Source organism: Nitrospina sp. P1_D6 (assembly GCF_052156615.1).
Lineage (GTDB): Bacteria > Nitrospinota > Nitrospinia > Nitrospinales > Nitrospinaceae > Nitrospina.
The window spans coordinates 382,227-403,834 of record NZ_JBQKUN010000002.1; the positions used below are offsets into that span (position 1 = coordinate 382,227).

The 21,608-nt window shown below is 58.1% G+C and carries 19 protein-coding genes; 4 read left to right on the forward strand and 15 right to left on the reverse strand.

The genetic code is table 11. The features are described 5' to 3' along the window. Positions 1-96 precede the first annotated feature (96 nt). From ACTRXA_RS05390 to ACTRXA_RS05420, 7 genes are all read right to left on the reverse strand, one after another. Positions 97-2,418 carry a TonB-dependent receptor domain-containing protein gene (locus ACTRXA_RS05390; protein ID WP_442426179.1) on the reverse strand — a complete coding sequence of 774 codons (2,322 nt, stop codon included), beginning with the start codon at positions 2,416-2,418 and terminating at the stop codon, positions 97-99. A 340-nt stretch (positions 2,419-2,758) separates the two neighbouring features. Then, the gene (locus tag ACTRXA_RS05395; protein WP_442426180.1) at positions 2,759-3,772 is read right to left on the reverse strand and encodes a FecR family protein; all 1,014 of its coding nucleotides are present in this window, start codon (positions 3,770-3,772) and stop codon (positions 2,759-2,761) included. 125 nt (positions 3,773-3,897) lie between these two features. Continuing rightward, positions 3,898-4,416 (reverse strand): RNA polymerase sigma factor, encoded by a 519-nt coding sequence (locus tag ACTRXA_RS05400; protein WP_442426181.1) that lies wholly within the window; start codon positions 4,414-4,416, stop codon positions 3,898-3,900. A gap of 561 nt (positions 4,417-4,977) precedes the next feature. Next, complete coding sequence (locus ACTRXA_RS05405; RefSeq protein WP_442426182.1) at positions 4,978-5,802, reverse strand: class I SAM-dependent methyltransferase; 825 nt, start codon at positions 5,800-5,802, stop codon at positions 4,978-4,980. Between the two features lie 79 nt (positions 5,803-5,881). Further along, positions 5,882-6,310 (reverse strand): GlcG/HbpS family heme-binding protein, encoded by a 429-nt coding sequence (locus ACTRXA_RS05410; protein ID WP_442426183.1) that lies wholly within the window; start codon positions 6,308-6,310, stop codon positions 5,882-5,884. Positions 6,311-6,506: 196 nt separating this feature from the next. Continuing rightward, positions 6,507-8,060, reverse strand: coding sequence for a BCCT family transporter (locus ACTRXA_RS05415; protein ID WP_442426184.1), 1,554 nt, complete (start codon positions 8,058-8,060; stop codon positions 6,507-6,509). A 107-nt stretch (positions 8,061-8,167) separates the two neighbouring features. Further along, positions 8,168-9,022 carry an SAM-dependent methyltransferase gene (locus tag ACTRXA_RS05420; RefSeq protein WP_442426185.1) on the reverse strand — a complete coding sequence of 285 codons (855 nt, stop codon included), beginning with the start codon at positions 9,020-9,022 and terminating at the stop codon, positions 8,168-8,170. 717 nt (positions 9,023-9,739) lie between these two features. Here ACTRXA_RS05420 and ACTRXA_RS05425 point away from each other — a divergent pair. After that, complete coding sequence (locus ACTRXA_RS05425) at positions 9,740-11,140, forward strand: sensor histidine kinase (RefSeq protein WP_442426186.1); 1,401 nt, start codon at positions 9,740-9,742, stop codon at positions 11,138-11,140. Then, a complete protein-coding gene (locus ACTRXA_RS05430) occupies positions 11,124-11,774 on the forward strand; it encodes a response regulator (RefSeq protein WP_442426187.1) in 651 nt (216 codons plus the stop codon). The genes ACTRXA_RS05425 and ACTRXA_RS05430 overlap by 17 nt, the downstream gene beginning before the upstream one ends. A 99-nt stretch (positions 11,775-11,873) precedes the next feature. Here the strand turns inward: ACTRXA_RS05430 and ACTRXA_RS05435 are convergent, their stop codons facing one another. The 8 genes from ACTRXA_RS05435 to ACTRXA_RS05470 form a co-directional block, all read right to left on the reverse strand. Continuing rightward, positions 11,874-13,568 (reverse strand): B12-binding domain-containing radical SAM protein, encoded by a 1,695-nt coding sequence (locus tag ACTRXA_RS05435; RefSeq protein WP_442426188.1) that lies wholly within the window; start codon positions 13,566-13,568, stop codon positions 11,874-11,876. A gap of 115 nt (positions 13,569-13,683) precedes the next feature. Next, entirely contained in the window at positions 13,684-14,214 is a 531-nt protein-coding gene (locus tag ACTRXA_RS05440) for a hypothetical protein (protein WP_442426189.1), read from the reverse strand. Between the two features lie 4 nt (positions 14,215-14,218). Further along, positions 14,219-14,737: a hypothetical protein gene (locus tag ACTRXA_RS05445; protein ID WP_442426190.1), complete on the reverse strand. Its 519-nt coding sequence runs from the start codon at positions 14,735-14,737 to the stop codon at positions 14,219-14,221. A gap of 83 nt (positions 14,738-14,820) precedes the next feature. Then, entirely contained in the window at positions 14,821-15,636 is an 816-nt protein-coding gene (locus ACTRXA_RS05450; RefSeq protein WP_442426191.1) for a glycosyltransferase family 2 protein, read from the reverse strand. A 36-nt stretch (positions 15,637-15,672) separates the two neighbouring features. Continuing rightward, positions 15,673-16,257, reverse strand: a complete 585-nt coding sequence (locus ACTRXA_RS05455) for an SIS domain-containing protein (RefSeq protein ID WP_442426192.1) — start codon at positions 16,255-16,257, stop codon at positions 15,673-15,675. A gap of 13 nt (positions 16,258-16,270) precedes the next feature. Next, positions 16,271-17,803 (reverse strand): PfkB family carbohydrate kinase, encoded by a 1,533-nt coding sequence (locus ACTRXA_RS05460; protein ID WP_442426193.1) that lies wholly within the window; start codon positions 17,801-17,803, stop codon positions 16,271-16,273. Between the two features lie 13 nt (positions 17,804-17,816). Next, on the reverse strand, positions 17,817-18,299 hold the full coding sequence (locus ACTRXA_RS05465; protein ID WP_442426194.1) for an adenylyltransferase/cytidyltransferase family protein: 483 nt from the start codon (positions 18,297-18,299) through the stop codon (positions 17,817-17,819). A 23-nt stretch (positions 18,300-18,322) separates the two neighbouring features. Then, on the reverse strand, positions 18,323-19,312 hold the full coding sequence (locus ACTRXA_RS05470) for a hypothetical protein (RefSeq protein ID WP_442426195.1): 990 nt from the start codon (positions 19,310-19,312) through the stop codon (positions 18,323-18,325). Positions 19,313-19,711: 399 nt separating this feature from the next. Between ACTRXA_RS05470 and ACTRXA_RS05475 the strand changes: the two genes are divergently transcribed. After that, entirely contained in the window at positions 19,712-21,124 is a 1,413-nt protein-coding gene (locus tag ACTRXA_RS05475) for a radical SAM protein (protein ID WP_442426196.1), read from the forward strand. 30 nt (positions 21,125-21,154) lie between these two features. Continuing rightward, positions 21,155-21,604 carry an NUDIX domain-containing protein gene (locus ACTRXA_RS05480; RefSeq protein WP_442426197.1) on the forward strand — a complete coding sequence of 150 codons (450 nt, stop codon included), beginning with the start codon at positions 21,155-21,157 and terminating at the stop codon, positions 21,602-21,604. Positions 21,605-21,608 lie beyond the last annotated feature (4 nt).

Below are 21,608 nucleotides of genomic sequence, written 5' to 3' on the forward strand. Positions count from 1 at the left end.
GCGTTGCGGGGTGCCCACCACCTCCGCTTCTTGTACTTCTCCCCCGTCCCGAACCGCCGCTTCCTCGTGAGAGCCGGAGGCCATGTGCACACCCGGTCACCACTTGATCGAATAAGTGGCGCTGATGGTGCGGCCCATACCGGCTGAATAGCGGTTGTTGAAGTTGTACATCTGGGAAATGGTCGGAAAGTACAGCTCATCCAACAGGTTCCGGATGCCCACCTTCAACGTGCCCACCTTGAACTTGTAAACGCTGAGCAAATCCACCACATAAAAGTCACCCACTGTCCCTTTGCCAAACCCGGTCTGCCCATTGAAACGGTCGCGGTTGCCGGAATACAGCACCTGCAAACGGTTTCGCCAGTTGGGGCGGGTCTGGTTTTCGACATAACCGGTCACCTTGAGCGGGGGAATGCGGTTGCCCAGCATGTAGGAATCAAAATTCCCGTTGTTATCGGAATCCAGTTCGCCTTCCATCAAGGTCAGCGTGCCCCCCATCTCCCACCGGTCAACCGGCTGCGTGTCGAAAGAAGCCTCCACGCCGTAAACGCGCTCGGGGATACGCAAAACCAGAATGGGGTCGCTCGGCAAAGCCGGGCTGGTGAGAGAGGTGCCCAGATCCGATTCGCTGTAGAACAGGCTGATTTCTCCCTGTACCCGGGACCAGTTGCCGCGCACACCCACTTCGTAATTGTCCACGACCTGCGCTTTGGGACGAATGTTCTCCACGGAAGTACCGGCAGGAGCGTTACGCAGGACCCGGCCGATTTCGGGTACCGTGAAACCCTGGGAGAAGGAAGCGAACACGCTGAGGGTCTGGTCAAAGGCATACGTCACCCCCGCATTGAACACCGCGCGTTCGTAATCCAGATCGCCGCCCTGGACATTGTTGCCGTAGACGGTGGTGTAATCGTCGACCTCAAACAGGATCTGCTCGAAGCGGGCCCCGCCATGGAGCGTCAGGGCTTCATTCACGACCACTTCGGTCTGCAGGAACGGACCGATGGTGATCTGGTCCATTTCGGGAACGAAGAATCGCCCGTCTTCCATGGGTTGCGCCGTTTCTTCATACAGCAAGTCCAATCCCCAAAGCACGCGGCCCATGGAAAAAGGCGTCTCCACATCCAACCGTCCGCCGATTCGTTGAGAGTCCAAAGAGTTCTGACCGCCGGAACCGAAGGTGGGCGCTGGGAAAAATCCAAAACGGGTGAAGTAATCCCGGTAATAGAGCTGGCCCTTGACCAGGCTTCCCATCACATCCTTGTTCAGGTAGTTGAGGTTGACCTGCAGGTTTTCCGTGCCCATGTCTTTTCCCGGAGTTGAGCCTTCGACGGCCGTGGTCTTTTTCACACCCGTAACCCCGTCTACCAGAATAAAATCCGTATCCTGCTTGATCTTGAACAAGCTCAGGGAGAATTCAAACCGCTGGTTCTCGTCCACATCAAAACCCATTTTGCCGAACAGGTTGTAGGAGTCGGAATCGGCGAGCCCACCCTGGCCGTTGGGATCGGGAGGAATGCGGTCCCCGTCACCATCGTAAAAGCTGCCGGTCTGCTCCGCTGTCACGCTGAAAATATAATCGAATTTTTTTTCACTGCCCTGCACGCTCTGCATCAGGCGTTTGCGGAGGCTCTGCCCCACACTGACAGGTGCGAAGCCCAGCGTCAGATCCGTGGTGAACTGAGGCTTGCCCTTACCTGGTTTCTTGGTGATGATATTGATGAGACCGCCGGTGCCTCCCAGACCGTAAACACTGGTGGAACCGCGCAGCACTTCAATGCGCTCGATGGCCGACGGATCGATGGTCCTCAGGTTTCTCTGACCGTTGCGGAGCGGAATGGTCTGCGGGACACCGTCAATCAGGACATACATATTCTGCCCGCGAAGGGTCTGACCGACATCGGTCAACCCCTCGGTGCTGGTACCGAGACCCGGCACCGTCTTGCCAAGCATGTCACCCAGGTCACTGGAGAAAACCAGTTGCTTTTCCACCTCCTCACGGTCGACGATGGTCACTCCCTGGGGCGAATCCATGAGTTCGCCGATACCCCGGGTGGCGGAGACCTCCACTTTTCCCAGAGTGGTCACCCTGGTCACGGTCACCGTACGGCTGTTGGCAAACCGGTAGTCGAGACCCGTGCCCTCCAGCAGGATTTCCATCGCCTCCTTCGGCGAATAGGCCCCCTGCACTCCCCGGGTTTTCAGACCGGTTGCGATTTCCGAGTCATATATGAGCTGGAGATCGGAGGTTTCACCGAAACGGGTCAGGGCAGACCCCAGATTCTGCGGGGGAATGTTGAATTGGACCTTCCCGCTTCCTGCAGGTGACACTGCTTCCGGGTTGGATCCGGAAGCATTCTGCGAATGGGCCGACGGCGCCATGACCAGCATCGACGCCGCGAGAAAAAGTGAGGACATGAGTTTAATCCAGAATGGCGCGCAATCCAGGGATCGCACCGTGAAACCAGGTTGTTCTTTCATCGTTCAACTCCAATTCGGCAAAATGGAAAATGATTGGCCTTACGTTATTTAAACGATAAAAGAACCCCTCCCCCTGACATCGGGGCGGCATTATTTTGTATTGCGTGCCCGCTGTTATTGCATCTCGTTTATAGAACGATGGAAAGACCCGGACCCCTGACCCCGGAAAAGGCAAAAAACTTCGGGAATGTGAACTTATCTAACTATATGGCAATTTTTGAGGGGCATTAAGGGGTGCAGACCCTAAACCCTTGGCGGGATCGGTTCGGAAAAGGGATCAACCGGCTGGGGACGGGGGTTCGGTCCGGTCCAGGAGGATCAGGTAGTCGGTCACCCTGTGGATACGAATCGGCAGGGTGTCCTTGAGGGCGTGGAGCACCAGTTCCGGGTCGGTGATATCGAAAATACCGCTGACCCTGGAAGCGCGGAGCTTTGGATCGAGGATGAGGATGGCGCCTTTGCGGTAGCGATTGACCTCTTCGATCACCTCCGCCAGCGTCTGGTTGTTGAACACCAGTTTGCCGCGCCGCCACGAGGCGATCTTCCCGCGGTCCACCAGGTCAATGCCGGAAAGGCCCGCATTCGAATCATAGTGAACCTGCTGTCCGGAAACCAGGTTCGCCTTCGAAGAGTCGCGTACAACCTGCACCTTGCTTTCGAGCACGGTCACCACCACGCGGCCGGACTTCCTGCGCACCTCGAATGCCGTGCCCAAAGCCCTGACCGTACCGCCGTCGGCAACCACCTCGAAAGGCCGTTCCATGTCTTTTGCAACGACAAACAGGGCGCAACCGCGGTCCAGCACGAGCCGTCTGGCTTGAGGGGAAAATTCCACCGACAGGGCGGAGTCGGTATCGAGATAAACCGTCGACCCATCGGCCAGAGCCAGTGTCCTCCGCTCCCCGGTATTCGTGTAGTGGTCGCTCGTGATCCGCACCCAGGCATCCGGCAACCAGAGACTGCCACCAACCAGGATCACCAGCAGGATGACCAGGGAAGCGCCCCCGCGGAACCCGGCCCGTGTGCCCGTACGGATGGGAAAAGGCATCGAGGCGGGAACAGGGGATTCTTTTCCAATCGATTTGGAATCGATACCGGGCTTCAGTCCGTCCAGGTCATTCCAGATGGAGCTGATACGGTCATACTCCACTGCGTGAAGGGGACTGCTCGCGCGCCAGGTTTCAAATTGACGGAGGGTCTCTTCGGTGACATCTCCAGACTGGAGACGGGTGAACCAGGCGATGGCTTCATCGGACACGGAATGGTGTTCGTCACGCGGATCGCGGGTCATGCAGGTCGCCTCTACGGTTCAGGTCAAAAGTGGTGGGGCCTGTCCTTGCAACCGGGCGGACGACCCGGCTTCGGATGAACCCCTATACCTAAGACGCAGTGGACCCCATTATACCTTACCCTCGATTATTGAATAGCCTGCTGGAGACGGTCCCGGCAGTGGGCCAGCCCCCGGATAATGTGCTTTTCCACCATGTTGCGGGAGATATCCAGACGTTCCGCAATTTCGGCGTGGGTGCAATCCTCAAACTTGTGCAGCAGAAACACTTCCCGGCAACGCGGGGGCAACTCATCGACCGCCCGGCGCAACACCGCGAGCCGCTGTTGATAATCGATCACCCGGTCGGGCAACGGCATGCCATTGCCAATTTCCTCCGGAACCGATTCCACACAAATATGCCGCTTGCGGGATTTTTCTGAGCGCAGGTGATCGATGGCCAGGTTGGCGGCCATTTTAAACAGGTACGCCCGTGGATGGGCCACCGAGTGGGGCTCGGCGAGCTGGCTCACCTTCAGCCAGGTCTCCTGCACCACATCTTCGGCCAGAAGCCGGCACCCGAACTTGTGGATCAGAAATGCTTTCAGGTCCTCATAATTGGAAACAAGGACGGCGTGCAAATTGGAATCATAATATGAGTGGGACATGATATCGGAGAAACCTCCCCGTTAGCTGACTTGGACTGTTGAACTGCATTGGGTTCTTCCAGGTATCTCAAGAAAGCAATGACCCGTTTCCGGAAGACGGCGATGGAGCAAAGCAGTTGAACCATTCACCCCTCCGGTCCAGTTCCGGCTTTCACCTGCCAGACCTGTTTCAAGACTCTGGACCGCCTTGCACGATATGTGGAGAACGGCAACCACCGCCCCGCCTGTGTGGGGAACGTTCTCAGGGCCGGAAATCCCGGGGGCGCCCCGGAACCTGGGGGCCTCGCTCCAGCCGATCCCGCCCCCGATGGGGGCGACATCCCTTTATTGAAAGTGGTTATCATAATCATTATTAGTACACAGTCAAGTTTTTTCTCTCCCGATCCCCCCTGAATCCCCGGCAGCCGAGGCGAGGGTTTTCACGGAAAAACGCCGATAAAAGTCAATCTCTCTTACGCAGATTGATTTCAGAGGGAAAGGAAGATGAAAGAAGGCGAGCGGGCGCAACGGCTCCGATGGGGTGGGGGAGCCGGAAAATGTTTCTGACTTAAGGGAAGGCTGTCAAGGTTTCCACCCGCTCACCACCCCGCGCTGGGCGGTGAGGGGAAGGATGCTGTTGAGATCGTCGGCGATGGTTTGCATGAATTCTTCCGCCTTCTCCTGGTCGTCAAAACATTCGTACACGTCATCCAGGAACCCGCCTCTCAGTAACGGGTGGCCGAGAAATTCCTTGCCCGGTCCGGTCTCGATCTCCAGCGGCCATTCCGCAGTCTCGATTTTTTCCATACCCAGTTCGCACAACCAGGCGCGGGCGTCGTCGGTGGACGGCCGTTCATCGAGGTATTCCTGAAAGCGCTCGAGTTCCACGGTCAGGTTTCTCGACCGCATCTCCCGCTCCACTCTCTGCCACAGGGAATCGAACGTGCCCCTGGTAGGCCAGGTGAGGACGATCTGCCCGCCGGGCTTTAAAAACTGAAGGATGTCTTTGAGTGCGGCGGGCCGGTCCGGCCGGAAAAACATGAAAGCGATGTTGCCGCTGATGCGGTCGAATTTCGGCAGGTTGGGCGGCAGCTGGCGCATGTCGCCCACTTCAAACTGAAGCCAGGGCATGCGCGTGCCCTGCATGCCCCGCGCCCTCAAAACCTGGTTGTGGTGGATGTCCACAGCCAGTACGTACCCCTGCGGACCCACCTGGTCCGCGATGTAAAACGCGGGGATGCCCCCGCCCGCGGCGACGTCCAGCACCCGTGCGCCGGGAAACAGGTCCAGATGATGCAACAACGCCTGAGCAAACGGCGTCGACCAGGGATTGCCTTCCGGCAAGGCCCAATGCGATTCCATATATTTTCCCCCCTCAAATTTTACAGGACTTGGCAGCGGCCGCACCCCCCTCAGAATGCGTCTGCCCGTTGTATCCCTTTTTTCTCCTGCTTACTTCATGCCTGCCGCATTTGTGCCCGTTGGATTAATTGTCCAGCAGGTACTGCGCGCCCGCGGCGGCGACTTCGTGATCCTTCTCCACCACATCGCCGGACACGCCGATGGCGCCGACCACGTCTCCGTCTTTCGTTTTCAGCGGCACGCCGCCGGGAAAGGTGATGAGTCCGTCGTTGCAGTGTTCGATCTGGTAAAACGGCCCGCCCGGTTGGCTGAGATTGCCGATCTCGCCCGTGGGCAAATTGAAATAGCGCGAGGTTTTGGCCTTGCGGATGGCGATGTCGATGCTTCCCATCCAGGCTTCGTCCATGCGGAAGAAGGCTTTCAGGTGACCGTCCGCGCCGACGACAGCGATGTTCATGTTCGACCCGATTTCGCGGGCCTTGGTCGTGGCGGTGCGCAGGATGTGCCGCGTCGCTTCATCGTCGAGGTCCTTGTACGTCTTGAGTTCTGCCATGAGTGTCCTTTCCTGACAATCCATTTTTCGGGGGGAGTGAATTGCCGAATTTCAATCAAGTTCCGTGTAAATTGTATCGGCCCGGAAAGAAACTTCAAGGTTTTTTAAGGCTGATTTAAAGAGATATTCCCGCTGAGAGAATGTAGGAAATAGAACGAATGAAAATAGAGGGGTTTTTACAGCGCGACCCGCCGCGTCAGACTTCCTGCTCGCGAGTGGCCTGTTCCCGTTTTTGCTGGCGGCGTTCGTTGAGAAGCGCAATACGCAATCCATAAATGAGGCCGATCAGAACGATGGCGAAGGGCAGACCGGTGGTGATGGCGGCGGTCTGCAATGCGTTCAACCCGCCTGCAATCAGCAGCACGATGGCAATGACACCTTCGGTGACCGCCCAGAACAGGCGTTGCAGTTTCGGCGGGTCGGGGTCGCCGCCGGCGGTGATCATGTCGATCACGAAACTGCCGGAGTCGGACGAAGTGACGAAGAAGGTGATGATGACGACGGTGGCGATGGTGGCGGTGATGGCGTCCAGCGGCAGCGATTCCAGCATGAAGAACAGCGCGGTACTCACGTTCTTGTCCACCGCCTCGGCGATCGCGCCGCCTTCGACCAGGTCGAGGTGGATCGCTGTGCCGCCGAACACGCTGAGCCATGCGAACGTCGCCAGGCACGGCGCGAGAAGGCAACCGAGTATGAATTCCCGGATGGTGCGGCCGCGTGACACGCGGGCGATGAACATGCCGACGAACGGCGACCAGGCAATCCACCACGCCCAGTAAAACGTCGTCCAGCTGGAACGCCATTCCACGTCGTACATGGTTTCGCTGGCGACGCTGAGCACGAGAAAGTTCTGCGCGTAGTTGGCGAGTGTCGTGCCGAACGTGGTCAGGATATAAAGTGTCGGCCCGGCAAGAAATACGAACAAAAGAAAAATCCCCGCCACCCACAAATTGAAATGGCTGAGGCGGCTGATGCCTTTATGCAATCCCAGCATCACTGAAAACGTGGCGATCAGCGTGATGAACGAGATGAGCGCCACCTGCACCCACACCGACTGCGGCACACCGGCGATGAAATGCAGGCCGGAGTTAACCTGCATCGCACCCAGTCCGAGAGACGTTGCCACGCCGAACATCGTGCTGACCACGGAAAAGATGTCGATCACGTGACCGAACGGGCCGTAAATCCGGTCGCCCAGCAAGGGATAAAATGCGGAACGGATGGTCAGCGGCAGTCCCTTGCGAAACGCAAAGTACGCCAGCGCCATGCCGACAACGCAGTAAATCGCCCACGCGTGCAGGCCCCAGTGGAAAAACGTCAGCTGCATGGCCTGCTCGGCGGCGCGTTCGGTTTCCGGAACGCTGATCGGCGGGTTCTTGTAATGGCTGATGGGTTCCGCCACGCTCCAGTAAATGAGACCGATTCCCATACCGGCGCTGAACAGCATGGCGAACCACGTGGCAAAGCTGAATTCGGGACGATCGCTGTCCTTGCCCAGCCGGATTTTCCCGTATGGGCTGAACAGCAGGAACAGTGCGAAGAACAGAAGCAGGCAGGTGGTGATGGTGAACACCCAGCTGAAATGGCCGGTGACGAACGTCTGCACCGCCGTAAAAACATCCTGCGCCGTTTTGGTGAACAGGGTTCCGTACAGGATGAAGAGAAACATGATGGCCGCGGCGGTCACGAACACCGGCGGATTGGTGCGCGTAAAAAACCACAGCGGCCGGGTTGGGATTTCATGTTTCATGACGGGGCCTCACAACCTGCCCCCGGACCACCGGCGCGGGGATGCCGGTTTTTCGGGATGTCCGGGGCCCTTGGAATACAGGAAGGTATTTGAATGAAACCGAACGCTCACGAAGCCGCGGGTTTCTCGAACATAGTGATGCCCCAGGCCAGGCGTCCGCTTTTGCCTGCGTCCACCCAGTGCCCAAGTCCGGTCAGCATGCGGTCAATGTATTCCTGCCCGCACAACTTCACCACCTCGTCGTAATGCTTCAGGGTCTCGTCGCGAACGCGGCTGTAATGCATGGTGAGCTGATTCGAGTGGTCCTCCATCCGTTTCAGCCGGAATCCCTGCCTGCTGGCTTCATCGTAATAAAACCGGAACGACCCCAGTGTGGACAAATGAATGCGCGCGAGAATGGGACCGAGCGCGTCTTCCGGGCAATCGTCCTTTTTCATGATGTCGGTGAAGATGAACAGGCCGCCCGGTTTCAGCACGCGGTACGCTTCCGAAACCACGCGCGCGCGGTCGGCGCTGTGCAGAAACGAATCCTGAGACCAGATCACGTCGAACGACTTGTCCTCGAACGGAATCTCCTCGAAGCTCCCGTGAGCGACGTCGACCAGCCGGTCGAGCCCGCGTTCCTTGTTGAATTCCCGGTTGCGGTTGTTCTGCGTTTCGCTGAGGTTGAGGCAGGTCACGTGACACCCGCGCTGCGTGGCGAGGTAGCGCGCGCCGCCGCCGTACCCTGCGCCGAGATCCAGAACCCGCTTGAATATATTCAGATCCAGGAGGCTCATCATGTGGTTCACGATGCGCTTGCTCGCGATGCCGATCGGCTCTTCTTCGTAATTGTACTGGCCGATGTGGATGTGCTCGCCACCCCAGATTTTGAAATAAAATTCGTCCGCGTTGGAACTGTCGTAATACTCCTCCGCTTTTTCAACCGCGGTGGACGTATCGTTTTTGGTCAAACTGCTCATATTGGATCCCCCAGATAAATGAACGCTCACACACTATTTCGATTGGGTCGTGTGAAAATCACGATTCACAAAGACATGATGGAGAAGTGTGTGGGACAAAGAATTGTGAAAGAATTTCAATTATATGCATTTGGGAGTGCCTTTTCAAGGCGGCCGGGGTGCCCGCACACGCGGACCCCGTACCAACCGCTTGGAAAAACGCCGTTAACCCAACCCGTTTTTTCTCCAATCAGGCAAAAACCGGGGCCGTCGTCAGCGAGATCGAAAGACTTCGACCTCTTTTTAACCAATTCAATGATGGAATGGCCCTGCACTTGCACCTATTGTAGAACGTTCGCCGAATTTCGGCAAAGACTCACTTCCCTCGAAACGGCCCGGCACCGATCGGAGAAAACCATCCAGCCCGCACAAACGCGTTGCAATGGAAAAGGTGGGTACGTTCCACCGAATCCCGACCATCGGCAGGAGCAATCCCTTCAACCTCTTCGAGGTAACTGTTTTTTTGGCGTCTCCGGCGCGTTGTCTGGTAACATTGGATTTCCAAAAGATCCTGCATGGGACCACTTTCAGTCATTTTGAAGGGAAACGCCCCGGTTTTGCCCCGTTTACCGGGACTCAAGGCATTTCAAGGATTCATGTGCTTCCTTTGATAACGGCTGGCAATTTCTGACCGCGGGCACCGGGAAATCCCCGGCTTCGCGACACGGGACCCAGACCATGAAACTGAGCAAATACAACATCAACCTGGAAACCTCGCATTGGTGGATTCCCATCGCCAATATTTTTCTGGGGATTGCCATGCTTGCCATGATGGGCTTCAGCTTCTGGAAGGGACTCGAGATGAATACCGTTTACGCCCCCCTCATCAACGCCGACACGGAAGTCAAACTGAAGGTTGTGGCGGCGCACATGTGGGTGGAGGAAATCCTTGGCGGCGACCAGACCAAGGACACGGAAGGCGTGTGGAGATTCCTGGACCAGGCGGACTGGTACGCCAACGCCATGCTGGAAGGCGGACAGAATGAGGAAGGCACCATCATGCCGCTCAACGACCCGGAAATCCGCGAAGTCATCCGGGAGGTGCGCAACAACATCGCCGAGTTCCGAAAGATCGCCCACACGCGCCTGTCCAACCGTGCCACGTCGGGGACCGGGTCGCCCATGGACAAGTACTACGACGAAGTGTACCTGAGCTTCAACCGCAAGGCCGACCGCATCAAGCACCGTTTGCAGGAATTGATGGCCACCGACCTGCAGTACTTCAAAGTCACGCAGATCACGCTGATGGGCGTCATGTTTCTCCTGTCGATGTCGATGGCCCTGGTCGTGTTCCGCTTTGAGCGGTTTCGCGACAAGTGGATTCATGCGCTGCACGAAGCCAACGTGAACCTGGAAAAAGAAGTCGAGGAACGCAAACAGGCGGAGGTCAAGCTCACGGAGTACGGCAACCAGCTACGCCGGCTGACCAACCAGCTTCAATCGATCCGCGAAGAGGAAAAGACCCGCATCGCGCGTGAAGTCCACGACGAACTGGGGCAGACGCTCACCGCGCTCAAAATGGAACTCGCCTGCCTGGTCAACGACGTCAAGCAGGGTTCCGACGGCGTACCCCAGCGCACCCGGTCGATGAGCCAGTTGATCGACAGCACCATTCAATCGGTGCAACGCATCGCGACAGAACTCCGGCCGCAGATCCTCGACGTACTGGGCTTGTCCGAAGCCATCCGCTGGGAAACGGCGGAGTTCGAGAAGCGGACGGGGATGCAATGCCACGTCAAATTCATCCCGGAGAAAGTCATTCTCGAACGCAACCTGTCCACCACCCTGTTTCGCATCTACCAGGAGGCGATGACCAACGTGGCGCGCCATTCCGGAGCGAAAAACGTGACCATCTGCGTGGAAGAAAAGGAAAACGAAGTGATTCTGGAAATCTGCGATGACGGACGCGGAATTCAGAAGCATCTGTTGTACAACTCGCAGTCCCTCGGTCTGCTTGGCATCCAGGAACGCGCCCGCGCGCTGGATGGCGAAACCACGATCGAGGGCCAACCCACATCCGGCACCACCGTTCGCGCCGTAATTCCAGTGAAACAGAAACTATATGAAAACATCCAGTAGCAAGATACGTATTTTCGTGGTGGACGATCACGCGGTCGTTCGCCAGGGCATCAAGCACATCATCGTCCAGAACGCCGACATGGAAGTGGTGGGCGAAGCCTCCCACGGCAACGAGGTGCTGGATAAAATCAAGGACCTGGAAATCGATGTCATGCTGATGGACATCGAGATGCCGGAGAAAAGCGGGTGGGAGGTGATGTCGCAGTTGAAGTACAGCCACCCCAACCTCGGCGTCATCATTCTCAGTATTTTTCCGGAAGATCATTACGGCGTGCGCCTGATCAAGGCCGGCGCTTCCGGGTACCTCACCAAATCCAGCGCACCGGAACAACTGGTTCAGGCCATCCGCACGGTTTCCGACGGCGGCAAGTTCATCAGCCCGTCCCTCGGGGAAAAACTGATCCAGGAACTGGACAAGAAGGAGGGACAGCCTTTGCACGCGGTTCTTTCCGAACGGGAGTTCCAGGTGTTCTGCATGATCTCTTCGGGCAAGAAGACCAAGGAAATCGCGGACGAGCTGTCGCTCAGCATCACAACCATCAGCACCCACCGTTCAAACATCCTGGAAAAAATGGGGATGAAAAACAACGCCGAGCTCATCCACTACGCCCTCAAGAACGGGCTGGTCCGCTAAAGCGTTTTCCTAACGGCAATACATGCGGCGCCGGAAACACACCTTCTGCGTGCTGACAATTTCAGGAATGAAAGTGGATCGGGAAGGAATCCGGCCGGATCAGCTGGGCGAGGACCACCGCAGCCATTCGGCCCGGCCCTGTTGCGGCCGTTCCTTGGACTCGGTGTCCGCCACGGAAACGGAAGGTTCCGTCTCTGTCGCTGACGGGGGCGCGTCCTTGGGCACCCGTGCGCGGCGGAACGTGCGGTCCTTCATCTTCACATCTTTCGGAGCCGCTTCCGAGCGTCCGCGTTTCAGGAGCGCGAACACGGCGTTGCCGACGAACGGCGGCAGCATGGAGAACAGCAGGTTGGTGCCCAGGATGAACGCCATGCCGGTGAGTGACGCCACCTCGCGCGGTTTGAAAAACCAGTTCGGCGGCAGGGAGACCCAGCCCACGCCCTTGTCGCGGAGCATGATGGACTTGATGATCTTCCACTGGAAGTAGTACTGCAGATTGCGCCGGATGATGTCGCGCTTCAGTTCGAACTCCGTCACACCCTTCGGCACGTAAGCCAGCGGCATGGTGTCGAAGATGCTGCGGGTGATGGACAGGGTGCTGTTGAAGTTGCGCCAGCCTTCCATGATGTGCAGGCGGCCTTCACTCTGCGCCACATCGTAAATCGGGGTGCCCGGGTACGGGATCAGGTTGTTGAACTTGACGAACCCGACGTTCGCCCCGTTGACCACCCGCCACGACTCGTCCCGGTCTTCCTTGCTCTCGCCCGGGAAACCGTAAATCATGAACAGCGACACCTTGAAGCCGTATTTCTTGCACAGCCTGACCGCTTCCATGTGCTGGGCCACCGTCTGGTCCTTGTTGGCTTCCTTGGCGATGCGCTCGACGCCGGTTTCCATGCCCATGCCGATGGTCTGAAAATTGGCACGTTTCATCGCCGGAAGGATCTCTTCATAAATGTTGTCGGCGCGGGTCTGGACCGCAAAGGCGCACTTCTCATGCAGGCCGGCTTCCACGATGCCGTCGCACAACTCGATGACCCGCCGCTTGTTGACGCTGAAGATGTCGTCGTAAAACGTGATGTTCTCGATCTTGTATTTGTTGACCAGGATCTTGACGTTCTCGATGATGCGTTCCATCGAATGCCAGCGGTAGGTCAGGCCGGTGAGAATCCGTTGACTGCAATAGCTGCATTTGTACGGGCAGCCGCGCGCACCCGTGAGGAATCCCATGTCGTACTTGGGATGTTCAAACAACTCGTAGGGAAAAATCGGCACGTCGTCGAGGTTGTCGATCAGGTCGTTGTCCTCGTTCGCGACCAGTTCCCCGTCCTCGTCGAGGAAGGTGATGCCACGGATTTTTTTCCAGGCGTCGCCGCCTTCGCGAAGGGCGTGATAGAGCTGGCGCATGGTCTCTTCCCCTTCGCCGCGCACCACGATATCGGCCGAGCCGTTACGTAGAGGTTCCTCAGGTAAAGCGGTGACGTGAACCCCGCCCATGACGATCGTGCAGTCCGGATACGCTTCCTTGTACATGCGGCCGATGGTGTAGGCCCGCCCCGCCTGCGCTGTCAGCACGGTGATGCCGATGATCAGCGGCTGCTCGAGTCCCTCGGTAAACTGACGGAAGTTGTCCTCGGTGATGGTCTCGATTTCCTCGTCCACCACGCGAATGTCCTTCACCCCGTATTTGCGAAGATACGCCGAGATGACGCCAATCGATACGGGAATGCCCACCGGGATGTACCGAGAAAGCATTCCGCCGAATTTTTCGTATGCCGGATTGATGAACAACATGGGTTCGAAACCTTTCGTATAGGGGGCTCGAACTTACGCGAATGCCTGAGTTGCGGGACCGCCCTCCTGGCCCCAAAAGGTGTGTTCTATAATGATAAAGGAAGGCGGAATAATTTCAATCAAATTCGCTGCTTTTTCCAAGAACAATGCGTTTGGTCACCACAATGGCCTGGGCTATCCAGAGCATGACCGGCTTGCCGATAAAATACCGTCCGTCCCGCTCCACGATCTGTCCGGTGCCGAGCAGCCGTTTCAACCGGATTTCAACCATTTGCGAGGCGTTGTAGCGTCCCAGCAACTCGTCGAGGGCCAGCGTCCCTCCCGCCTCGTGGAGTTCGCGCAGCAGGCGGATGCGTCGGGCGGTTTCGCCCAGGTTGATGAAGTGGAAATAGCAGTAGCCCAGCATGCCGTAAGTGACCGCATTCACAAACAAAAGCGCTACGGCCTCGTTCAATGCCAACCCCGAACCCTGGGCGATCACCCATTCCCCGGCCAGCAGGGCTCCCATGCCCGCCGCAAAGCCGAGGTACACGGATTTGAGCAGACCCCACCGACCCCACCGGGCCACGGCAATCTGGATCAATACATTGATCACCAGGCACAAAATGGGGTTCAGAACATGGGCGATTTCGCGCGCCGTCACCATGGTCTCAGCCTCCCTTTCCGGCCTTGAACAGCGACCGGTACATTACGAACAGGCGCGCCATCAGGCGGCCTTTCGGCGTCAGGCGGTAGCGCCCGTCCTCCAGCACTGCCATCTTGTCAGTCAGAAGATCACGCAGGCGCGGCTTCACCAGCACGTCGTCGTTCATGCGCTCAAAAAACGTTTCCACAGGCAGGCCCGGTTCGCCCGCCTCGGCTACGGCCTGCACCATGACGAGCGACGGGCTGTCCGCTTCCAGACCGGAGTAAGTGATCATGTACGCCAGCGTGAACGCGGTGAACAGCAGAGCGATGTGCAGGAACTGCGTCCATCCGGTGGGCGCGGTCACACCGAACAGAGAGGCTTCCGGGTTCGTCCACAACACGGCGGAACCCAGCACCAGCGTGCCGAAAAAAATCTGCAACAGCACCTTGGTCTGGCGCTTGGGCAGGCGGATTTTCCAGACGATGAGGTGCAGGACCAATGCCAGAATCAGCAGGGCCAGGCCCCAGACAAGAACTTGCATTAGAGACGGATACAGGTTGAAAGAAAAGGATTACGCCGAACACCCCACAGGTGGGTGGCGGCGCGACGGGGGTTCCACCCGTTTTATTTTTTTACTTTATACAAAGTGTTTTCGGTGGCGTAGCGACGCGAGGTGGAACTGCCCGCGACAAACTCGTCCTTTGCCACTTTGCTTTTCTTGCTGAAATAGAAATCCCGCACCAGACGGAGGTAACCCCGCGCCACACGCAGGAGCGACGGGTACGACACCGCCTTGGATTTCCCTTCCAGGCGCAGGCCCAGGCGGTACGGCACTTCCGCAAACAGGTATCCCTTTTTCACTGCGCGGATCAGGATGTCGGTCTGGAAGAAAAAGCTGGCGCTCCGGTATTCGAGTTCTTTCAGGATGCACTTGCGGTAGAGCACCGTGCCGTTGGTGTAATTGAAATTGACCATGAAGGTGGAGTTGATGACACTGCGGTATACAAACGAAAGGATGTTGCGGAAGGCGCTGCGCACGCCGCGGTTGTACACAAAGGGGATGACGATGTCCACGTGCTCCAGCAGGCGGATGTACTGCATGATTTCCCAGGGATCGTTTTCATTGTCGCCGGGAAGCATGATGACGATTTCGTTGGCCGCGTCGTCCACCCCTTCCCAGAAAGACGCGCCGATGCCGCGCGGGTTTTCGTGATGGATCACCCGCACGCGCGGGTCGCGGGCCATGAACTCCTCAATGATTTGCGGCGTGCGGTCGCGGCTGCCGTCGTTGACGGCAATGATCTCGCCCGGGATGGAAAAATGGTCCAGCGCATCCAGCGTGTTCTGCAGGGCGAGCGCGACGTGCGCTTCTTCGTTCAACGCCGGCATGATGACGCTGAGTGTTGGATGGTCCCCCATAAGCTTGTCGGTATCCGGCATCCCCTGCCCCCCCAGGTTGGTGCCCCCAGGCGACGGCTACGCGCCGGCCTGCTGGTTCATGATCATGGTATCGAGTATGCAGTGACAGATGGCGTGGTGCAGCACCTCAACCGGCCCGTACCCCGGAAACGGCACGTAGAAATTGAGGTCGCCTTTGACCCGCAACGGGTTTTCCTCCTTGAACCCGGAAAACGTCACCACATGACACCCGCGTTCGCGCGCCGCCTTGACCCCATTGTGAATGTTTTCCGAATTGCCGGAACTGCTGATGGCGAACAGGATGTCGCCGGGATCGGCCAGGAACTCGATCGGTTTCTGAAATACGTACTCGTAGCCGAAATCGTTGCCGATGCAGGTCAGGAGGGCCCCGTCATTGAACGCGGTGGCGCGCTTGCCGCCGGCCTTGGTGAAATCCGTCGCCATGTGGCTGGCGATGGAGGCGCTCGCCCCGTTGCCGATGAACATCAGGCGTTTTCCCGCCTGCGACTGCTTGTTGATCAGCTCCACCGCCGCCACCACGCCGTCGGGAAAACTGTAGGTCTCCCCGTTCTGGCCGGTCACCATGATGCCGTCCATCGCCTTTTTCAAATTGCCGAAATACTCCTCAACCATACGTTGCATATAACAACCCCTGTTATTTGGCCAGTGAATGAATCAGTTCCAGAACTTCGTTTTTCTCAACCGAGCGCTTGTTGCCCATGATCTGCACCGCGAGCGCCCCGACCGCATTGCCGACGAAGGTCACCATGTCCATCGGCATCGACTGCGCCACGCACGGCGCGGTGTAGGCGAAGTAGGCGTCGCCCGCGCCGATGGTGTCGACCACGTTGGTCGAGAAGATGGGCGTGCGGAACACCTGCTGTTTGCCGTTGACTCCCAGCGAGCCGCGCTTGCCCAGGGTCACCACCAGGTGGTTGGCCTGAATCTGCTCCTTGATGGTGAGCGCGATCTCGTCGATGGCGCCGTGCTTGTCCTGCGCCGCCAGCCGCACTTCGGGCTCGTCCAGGCAGACATAATGCGGCCTGGCGTATTTGGTGATGAGATTGTAACCGGAATTCGCGGCATTGGTCTGCGTGTTGACCGCCAGCACCTTCGCATTGTCCACCAGCGCCTTATAGATGGTCTCCGACACGAACCCGTGCCCGAAATCCGAAAGAAGGACCAAGTCGTATCCCTGCACCTGCTTCTTCAGGTAATCCGCGACTTCCTGGTCGAGAGACGGCGGCAGTTTCGTGTCGTTGATGTAATTGACCTCGAACAGTTTCTGGTTCAGGTACTGGTGCACGAAACGGGTCTTGGTGATGGTCGGGCCGTCTTCGCGGTAAAAGAACCGCGTGGTGACGTTCGGCTTCAAATTGTCGCGGATGAACTCGGCGCGCGGATTGTCCAGCCCCAGAAGCGTCACCAGGTGCACCTCCTTGCACAGTCCCGCCACATGGTTGGCGATGGCGAACGCGCCCCCCGCAAACACTTCGTGGCTGAGGAACCGGTTGACCACCAGGTTCGCCTTGCCCGCCTTGCCCATCGGTTCGCAGTAATGGTACTCGTCGATGATGCCGTCGCCGATCAGGCACACCCGCAGGTTCTCCATGCCGTGCAGGTAGTCGGCGATTTCCTTGAACGTGTGACGCTTGAAAAAGTTCTTCAGGAAGAGCTTGGTGTCTTCCGGGTAGAGGTCGAAGAAATTGCGCAGGATGTGCGACGAGCGCATGGAGAACCCGTCGGTCTCTCGGATCTGGATTTCGCCCCAGAACAGGTCGCGCTCCTCCTCGAAGATTTTCCGGTTCACTTCCTGGTCGCGTTCCTGGTGCGCCTGCCCCTTGGCGAACACATCGGGGTTGAGGATGCGCACGCATTCGAACGGCCGGTCGTCGTCCACCAGGCAGACGTAATCGATCTGCCCGAGCGACGCCACATTGTTGAGCCGCAGGGCCTCCGGGAACACCGGCCGCCCGGGACCGCGCCTCACGTCCTTGTCCTTGATGACCGTCACGATCATCACATCGCCCATACTGCAGGCCGTGTTGAGATGCTGGATGATACCGGGATGAATGAGATCGAACACACCGTGCGACAGCACCACTTTCCTGCCTTCGGCCTTGAGCTCGCGCACTTTGGCGGCGAGGTCTTCAAAGGTAAGGATTTTTTCCTGCGGATCGACAGCCATAGCCCCTGCCTGGTTATTTGATGTATTTGTTGATGAGTTCCGTGGAGGAGAACACGATTTCGTGGGTGAATCGCATTTCCGCGCCGATCTCCTCCAGCACCTTGAACTCCTTCTGGATCTTGCCGGTCTTGTCTTCCAGCTTTTCGAACTCCTGCCCCTTCACGTAGATGTCCGGCCGAAGCAGGCGCAGGGTTTCCTCCGCCGTCGGCCACTCGTTGACACCAGCGTAATCGACACATTCGAGCGCGGCCAGCGACTCGGCGCGCAGCCGCTCCCCGAATACCGGGCGGCCCGGACCTTTATCCACGTAGCGGTCAGGACTGACGGTGACCACAAGCACGTCGCCCATTTTCTTCGCCGCCTGAAGGTACTTGATGTGGCCGGGGTGCATGAGGTCGAAGCAACCGTGGCACAGGACCACCTTGCGCCCGCGGGCCTTTTCCTCTTTCAGTTTTTCCGCCAGCGCGGCCAGCTCGAAGACCTTGGTGTCCGACATTCCGGAGTTCCTAAAAAAACAGCTTAACGGGTTTTGCCCGATTTGTGTTCCAAATTCTGGATGGCCTGCCACAACGCGGGGATGGTGTCCGCATGAGAGCCTTTCACGTAGTGGCTTTCACCTCCGTCGGCGACGGTGCGCACCAGCATCGTTTTCCAGGGGCGGTAATAATAACCGGCGCTCGACCGCGGCGCTTCCTTGCGGAAGTTCGAGGGCAGGTCGTGCAGATCGCAGACCAGCGTGGTGAAGCGCCGCACCTCGCCGCCTTCCTGGTGCGCCAGGTTGCGCGCCATGCTGAGTGCCTTGAGGTACACTTCCGGGGCCATGACGGCACTGCCGAAATTCATCACCACCCCGCCTTCCAGCCGCTTGACGCAGGCGGCGAACCTGAGAAAATCCGTGTACGAAAGAGCCCCTGTCGCCGCGCCGTCGAAATTCGGGTGCTGGTGGATGATGTCCTGTCCGATGCAGACGTGCACCGTGGCCGGAATCCCCAGCCGCTCGGCATGCGCGAACAGACTGATGTCCTTGTGCGGGAAGTCGCTGTTTCCTATGGCCCTTCCCACCGCCTGCCCCAACCCGGTGTGCGGGTCTTTTTGGTAAGCGGCGTTGACGATGTCGTTCAATTCCGCCGTCTCTTTCCAGAAGCCGAACTCCCCGGTCTGGATGTACCGCGCCACGCTTTCCGTGGTGGCGCCGATACGTGCGAACTCGTAATCGTGAATGATGCCCGCACCGTTGAAGGCCAGGCAATCGAGGTAACCGCGCTCCATCAGGTCGATGAGGTAGCGCTGGACCCCGGACCGGATGACGTGCGCGCCCATCATCAGGATGCGGGCGGTGCCGGATTTCTTCGCCTGCATCAGACATTCCGCCACCGGCCGGAGCACCTCCACCATGAGCGGAGACGCACCGCGTTGCAGGTCGCGGATGCAGTCCACTTGCAGATCGTGCTGTCTTTCGGCCAACGGTTTGATTTTCAGGGAGGTCAGGTTGAATGACGGTGTTTGCATCGGTCAGCCCGTGGCCGGTCAAAGAAAGTGGAGAGCCGGGACCCTCCGCCTGCCGGGGGCCCCTAAGTCTGTGAATTGTATAATTAAAGGGAGCGTCTGGCAAATTGGAAATCGTTTCCCCCTTTCCGGGTGTGTCCCGGCAACCGTTCCCGCAGGCCCTGATAAAACCAGCAAACAATTCAGGACGCGGTTCTTCAATGAAAAACGCCTCTTAACTCTTTGCCGTTTCAGGAGTTCCTATCCGGTTTTGATTGATTTCACAAGCGGTCCTTGGCATAATATCTGAACGGCCAGACAGCCTGAACAGGCACGCATCCGAAAAAACCCGACCCCGCTAGGGTTTTCAGTTTTCCGGCCCAAACCCGATTGCATCAACCCTATGTCCATAAAGGCACGCTAATGAGCGAATCTGATTCGAATAAAAACCGTTTTGGTCTCGACGCAAACACCCACATCCCCAAGGATGTTCCGCTTGCCAAAACACCGGGACACAAACTGCGTACGTCCAACACCATCGTCGACCGCAAGGCCCTGCACGAAACGCAGATCAAGCTGAAAGACCAGGCGGTCGACTCCAAAAAAATCGACAAGATGGACGACCAGGAAGTGGAGTACGTCCAGTTCGAGGACCAGGTCGGCATCATCCGCAAAAGCGCAGGAGAGGAAGAGGAAGCGCAGGAGCCGGTTCCGAACATGTTCACCGGACCGAGCTACCGCAACCAGAAAGAACGGTTCCGTTTCGACGGCCACAAGATGATGCACCATCTGGACCGGGTGATGTCCTGGATGCAGGGTGGCCGTTTCGCGCCGATTCACATCGACATGGGCCTCACCAAATTCTGCAACACCGCCTGCCTGTACTGCTATGCGGTGGTGCAGAACATGACCAAGGGCACCATGATCCAGCGCGACGCCCTGCTCCGCTACATCGAGGACTGCGGCAAGCTTGGCGTGCGTTCCATCGGCTTCATCGGCGACGGCGAACCGACGCTGAACCCGGCCATGTACGACGCCACCGTGCTCGCCAAGCAGATGGGCGTGGACACCTCCATGGCCACCAACGGGCTGATCATCGACATGGACCGCGCGCACGAACTGCTGCGCGACATGACCTTCATCCGCATCAACCTGTCCGCGGGCACGCCGGAAGGCTTCCGCCGCGTGCACCAGTCCACCGAGGAAAACTTCCACCTGCTGGTGGAAAACATCCGCGAGCTGGTGCGCATCAAGAAGGAAAACAATTACCAGTGCACGATCGGCCTGCAGATGGTGCTCATCCCGGAATGCTTCGAGGAGGTCATCCCGGAAGCCAAGCTGGGCGCGGAGCTGGACGTCGATTACTTCGTCATCAAGCACTGCTCCGACTCCGAGTACAAGGAGATCGGCATCAATTACGAAAATTACCTGTCTCTCGAGGAGATGCTCCACGAAGCCGAAGGCTACAGCAACGACAACTACGTCGTGCAGGTGAAGTGGAACAAGATCATGGCGGCGGGCGAATCCGACCTGTACAAGGACGGCTACCGGAAATACGACGTGTGCTACGGCACGCCGTTCCTGCTGCAGATCTCCGGCAACGGCAAGGTGTATCCCTGCGGCCCGTTCTTCAACAAGGACCGCTTTTACATCGGCGACCTGCACACCGACTCGTTTTACGACATGGTGATGGGCGACCGTTACTGGGAGGTGCACGAGGACGTCGCCAACTCGGTGGACGTGCACAAGGACTGCGCCATCGGCTGCCGGCAGGACTACGTCAACAAGTTCCTGTGGGACCTGAAGAACGCGCCGGAACACGTCAACTTCATCTGATCCACGCCGCACCCCCGGGGAGGGGGACGTGTGACCGATTTCAGCCAGAGCGAATCCCTGCCCGTGTTTGTGGGCGCGATCGTGAGCGACCCCGACGGCCGCATCCTGTGCCAGTTGCGCGACAACAAACCCGGCATCCAGTATCCGGGGTACTGGACCTGCTCGCCGGGCGGCCATGTGGAACCGGGCGAACCGCTTACCGACGCCATCCTGCGCGAACTGCACGAGGAATTTGAAATCGAGGTGGACGCACTGCAGCCACTGACCACCCTGCGTTACACGGCAGTCGACCCGGAACCCTCCGGCGTGTACAACGCCTTCACCGCCCGCCTGCGCACTCCGGTGTCCGAAGTGCGGTGCAACGAGGGACAGAAGGTGGACTTTTTTCCGCCGGACGCCATCCGGAAACTCAACGTCCACCCCATCAGCCTGCGGTTTCTCGATTTGTTTTTGACAGGGAAAACCGAGGCGTTATCCTGAACAG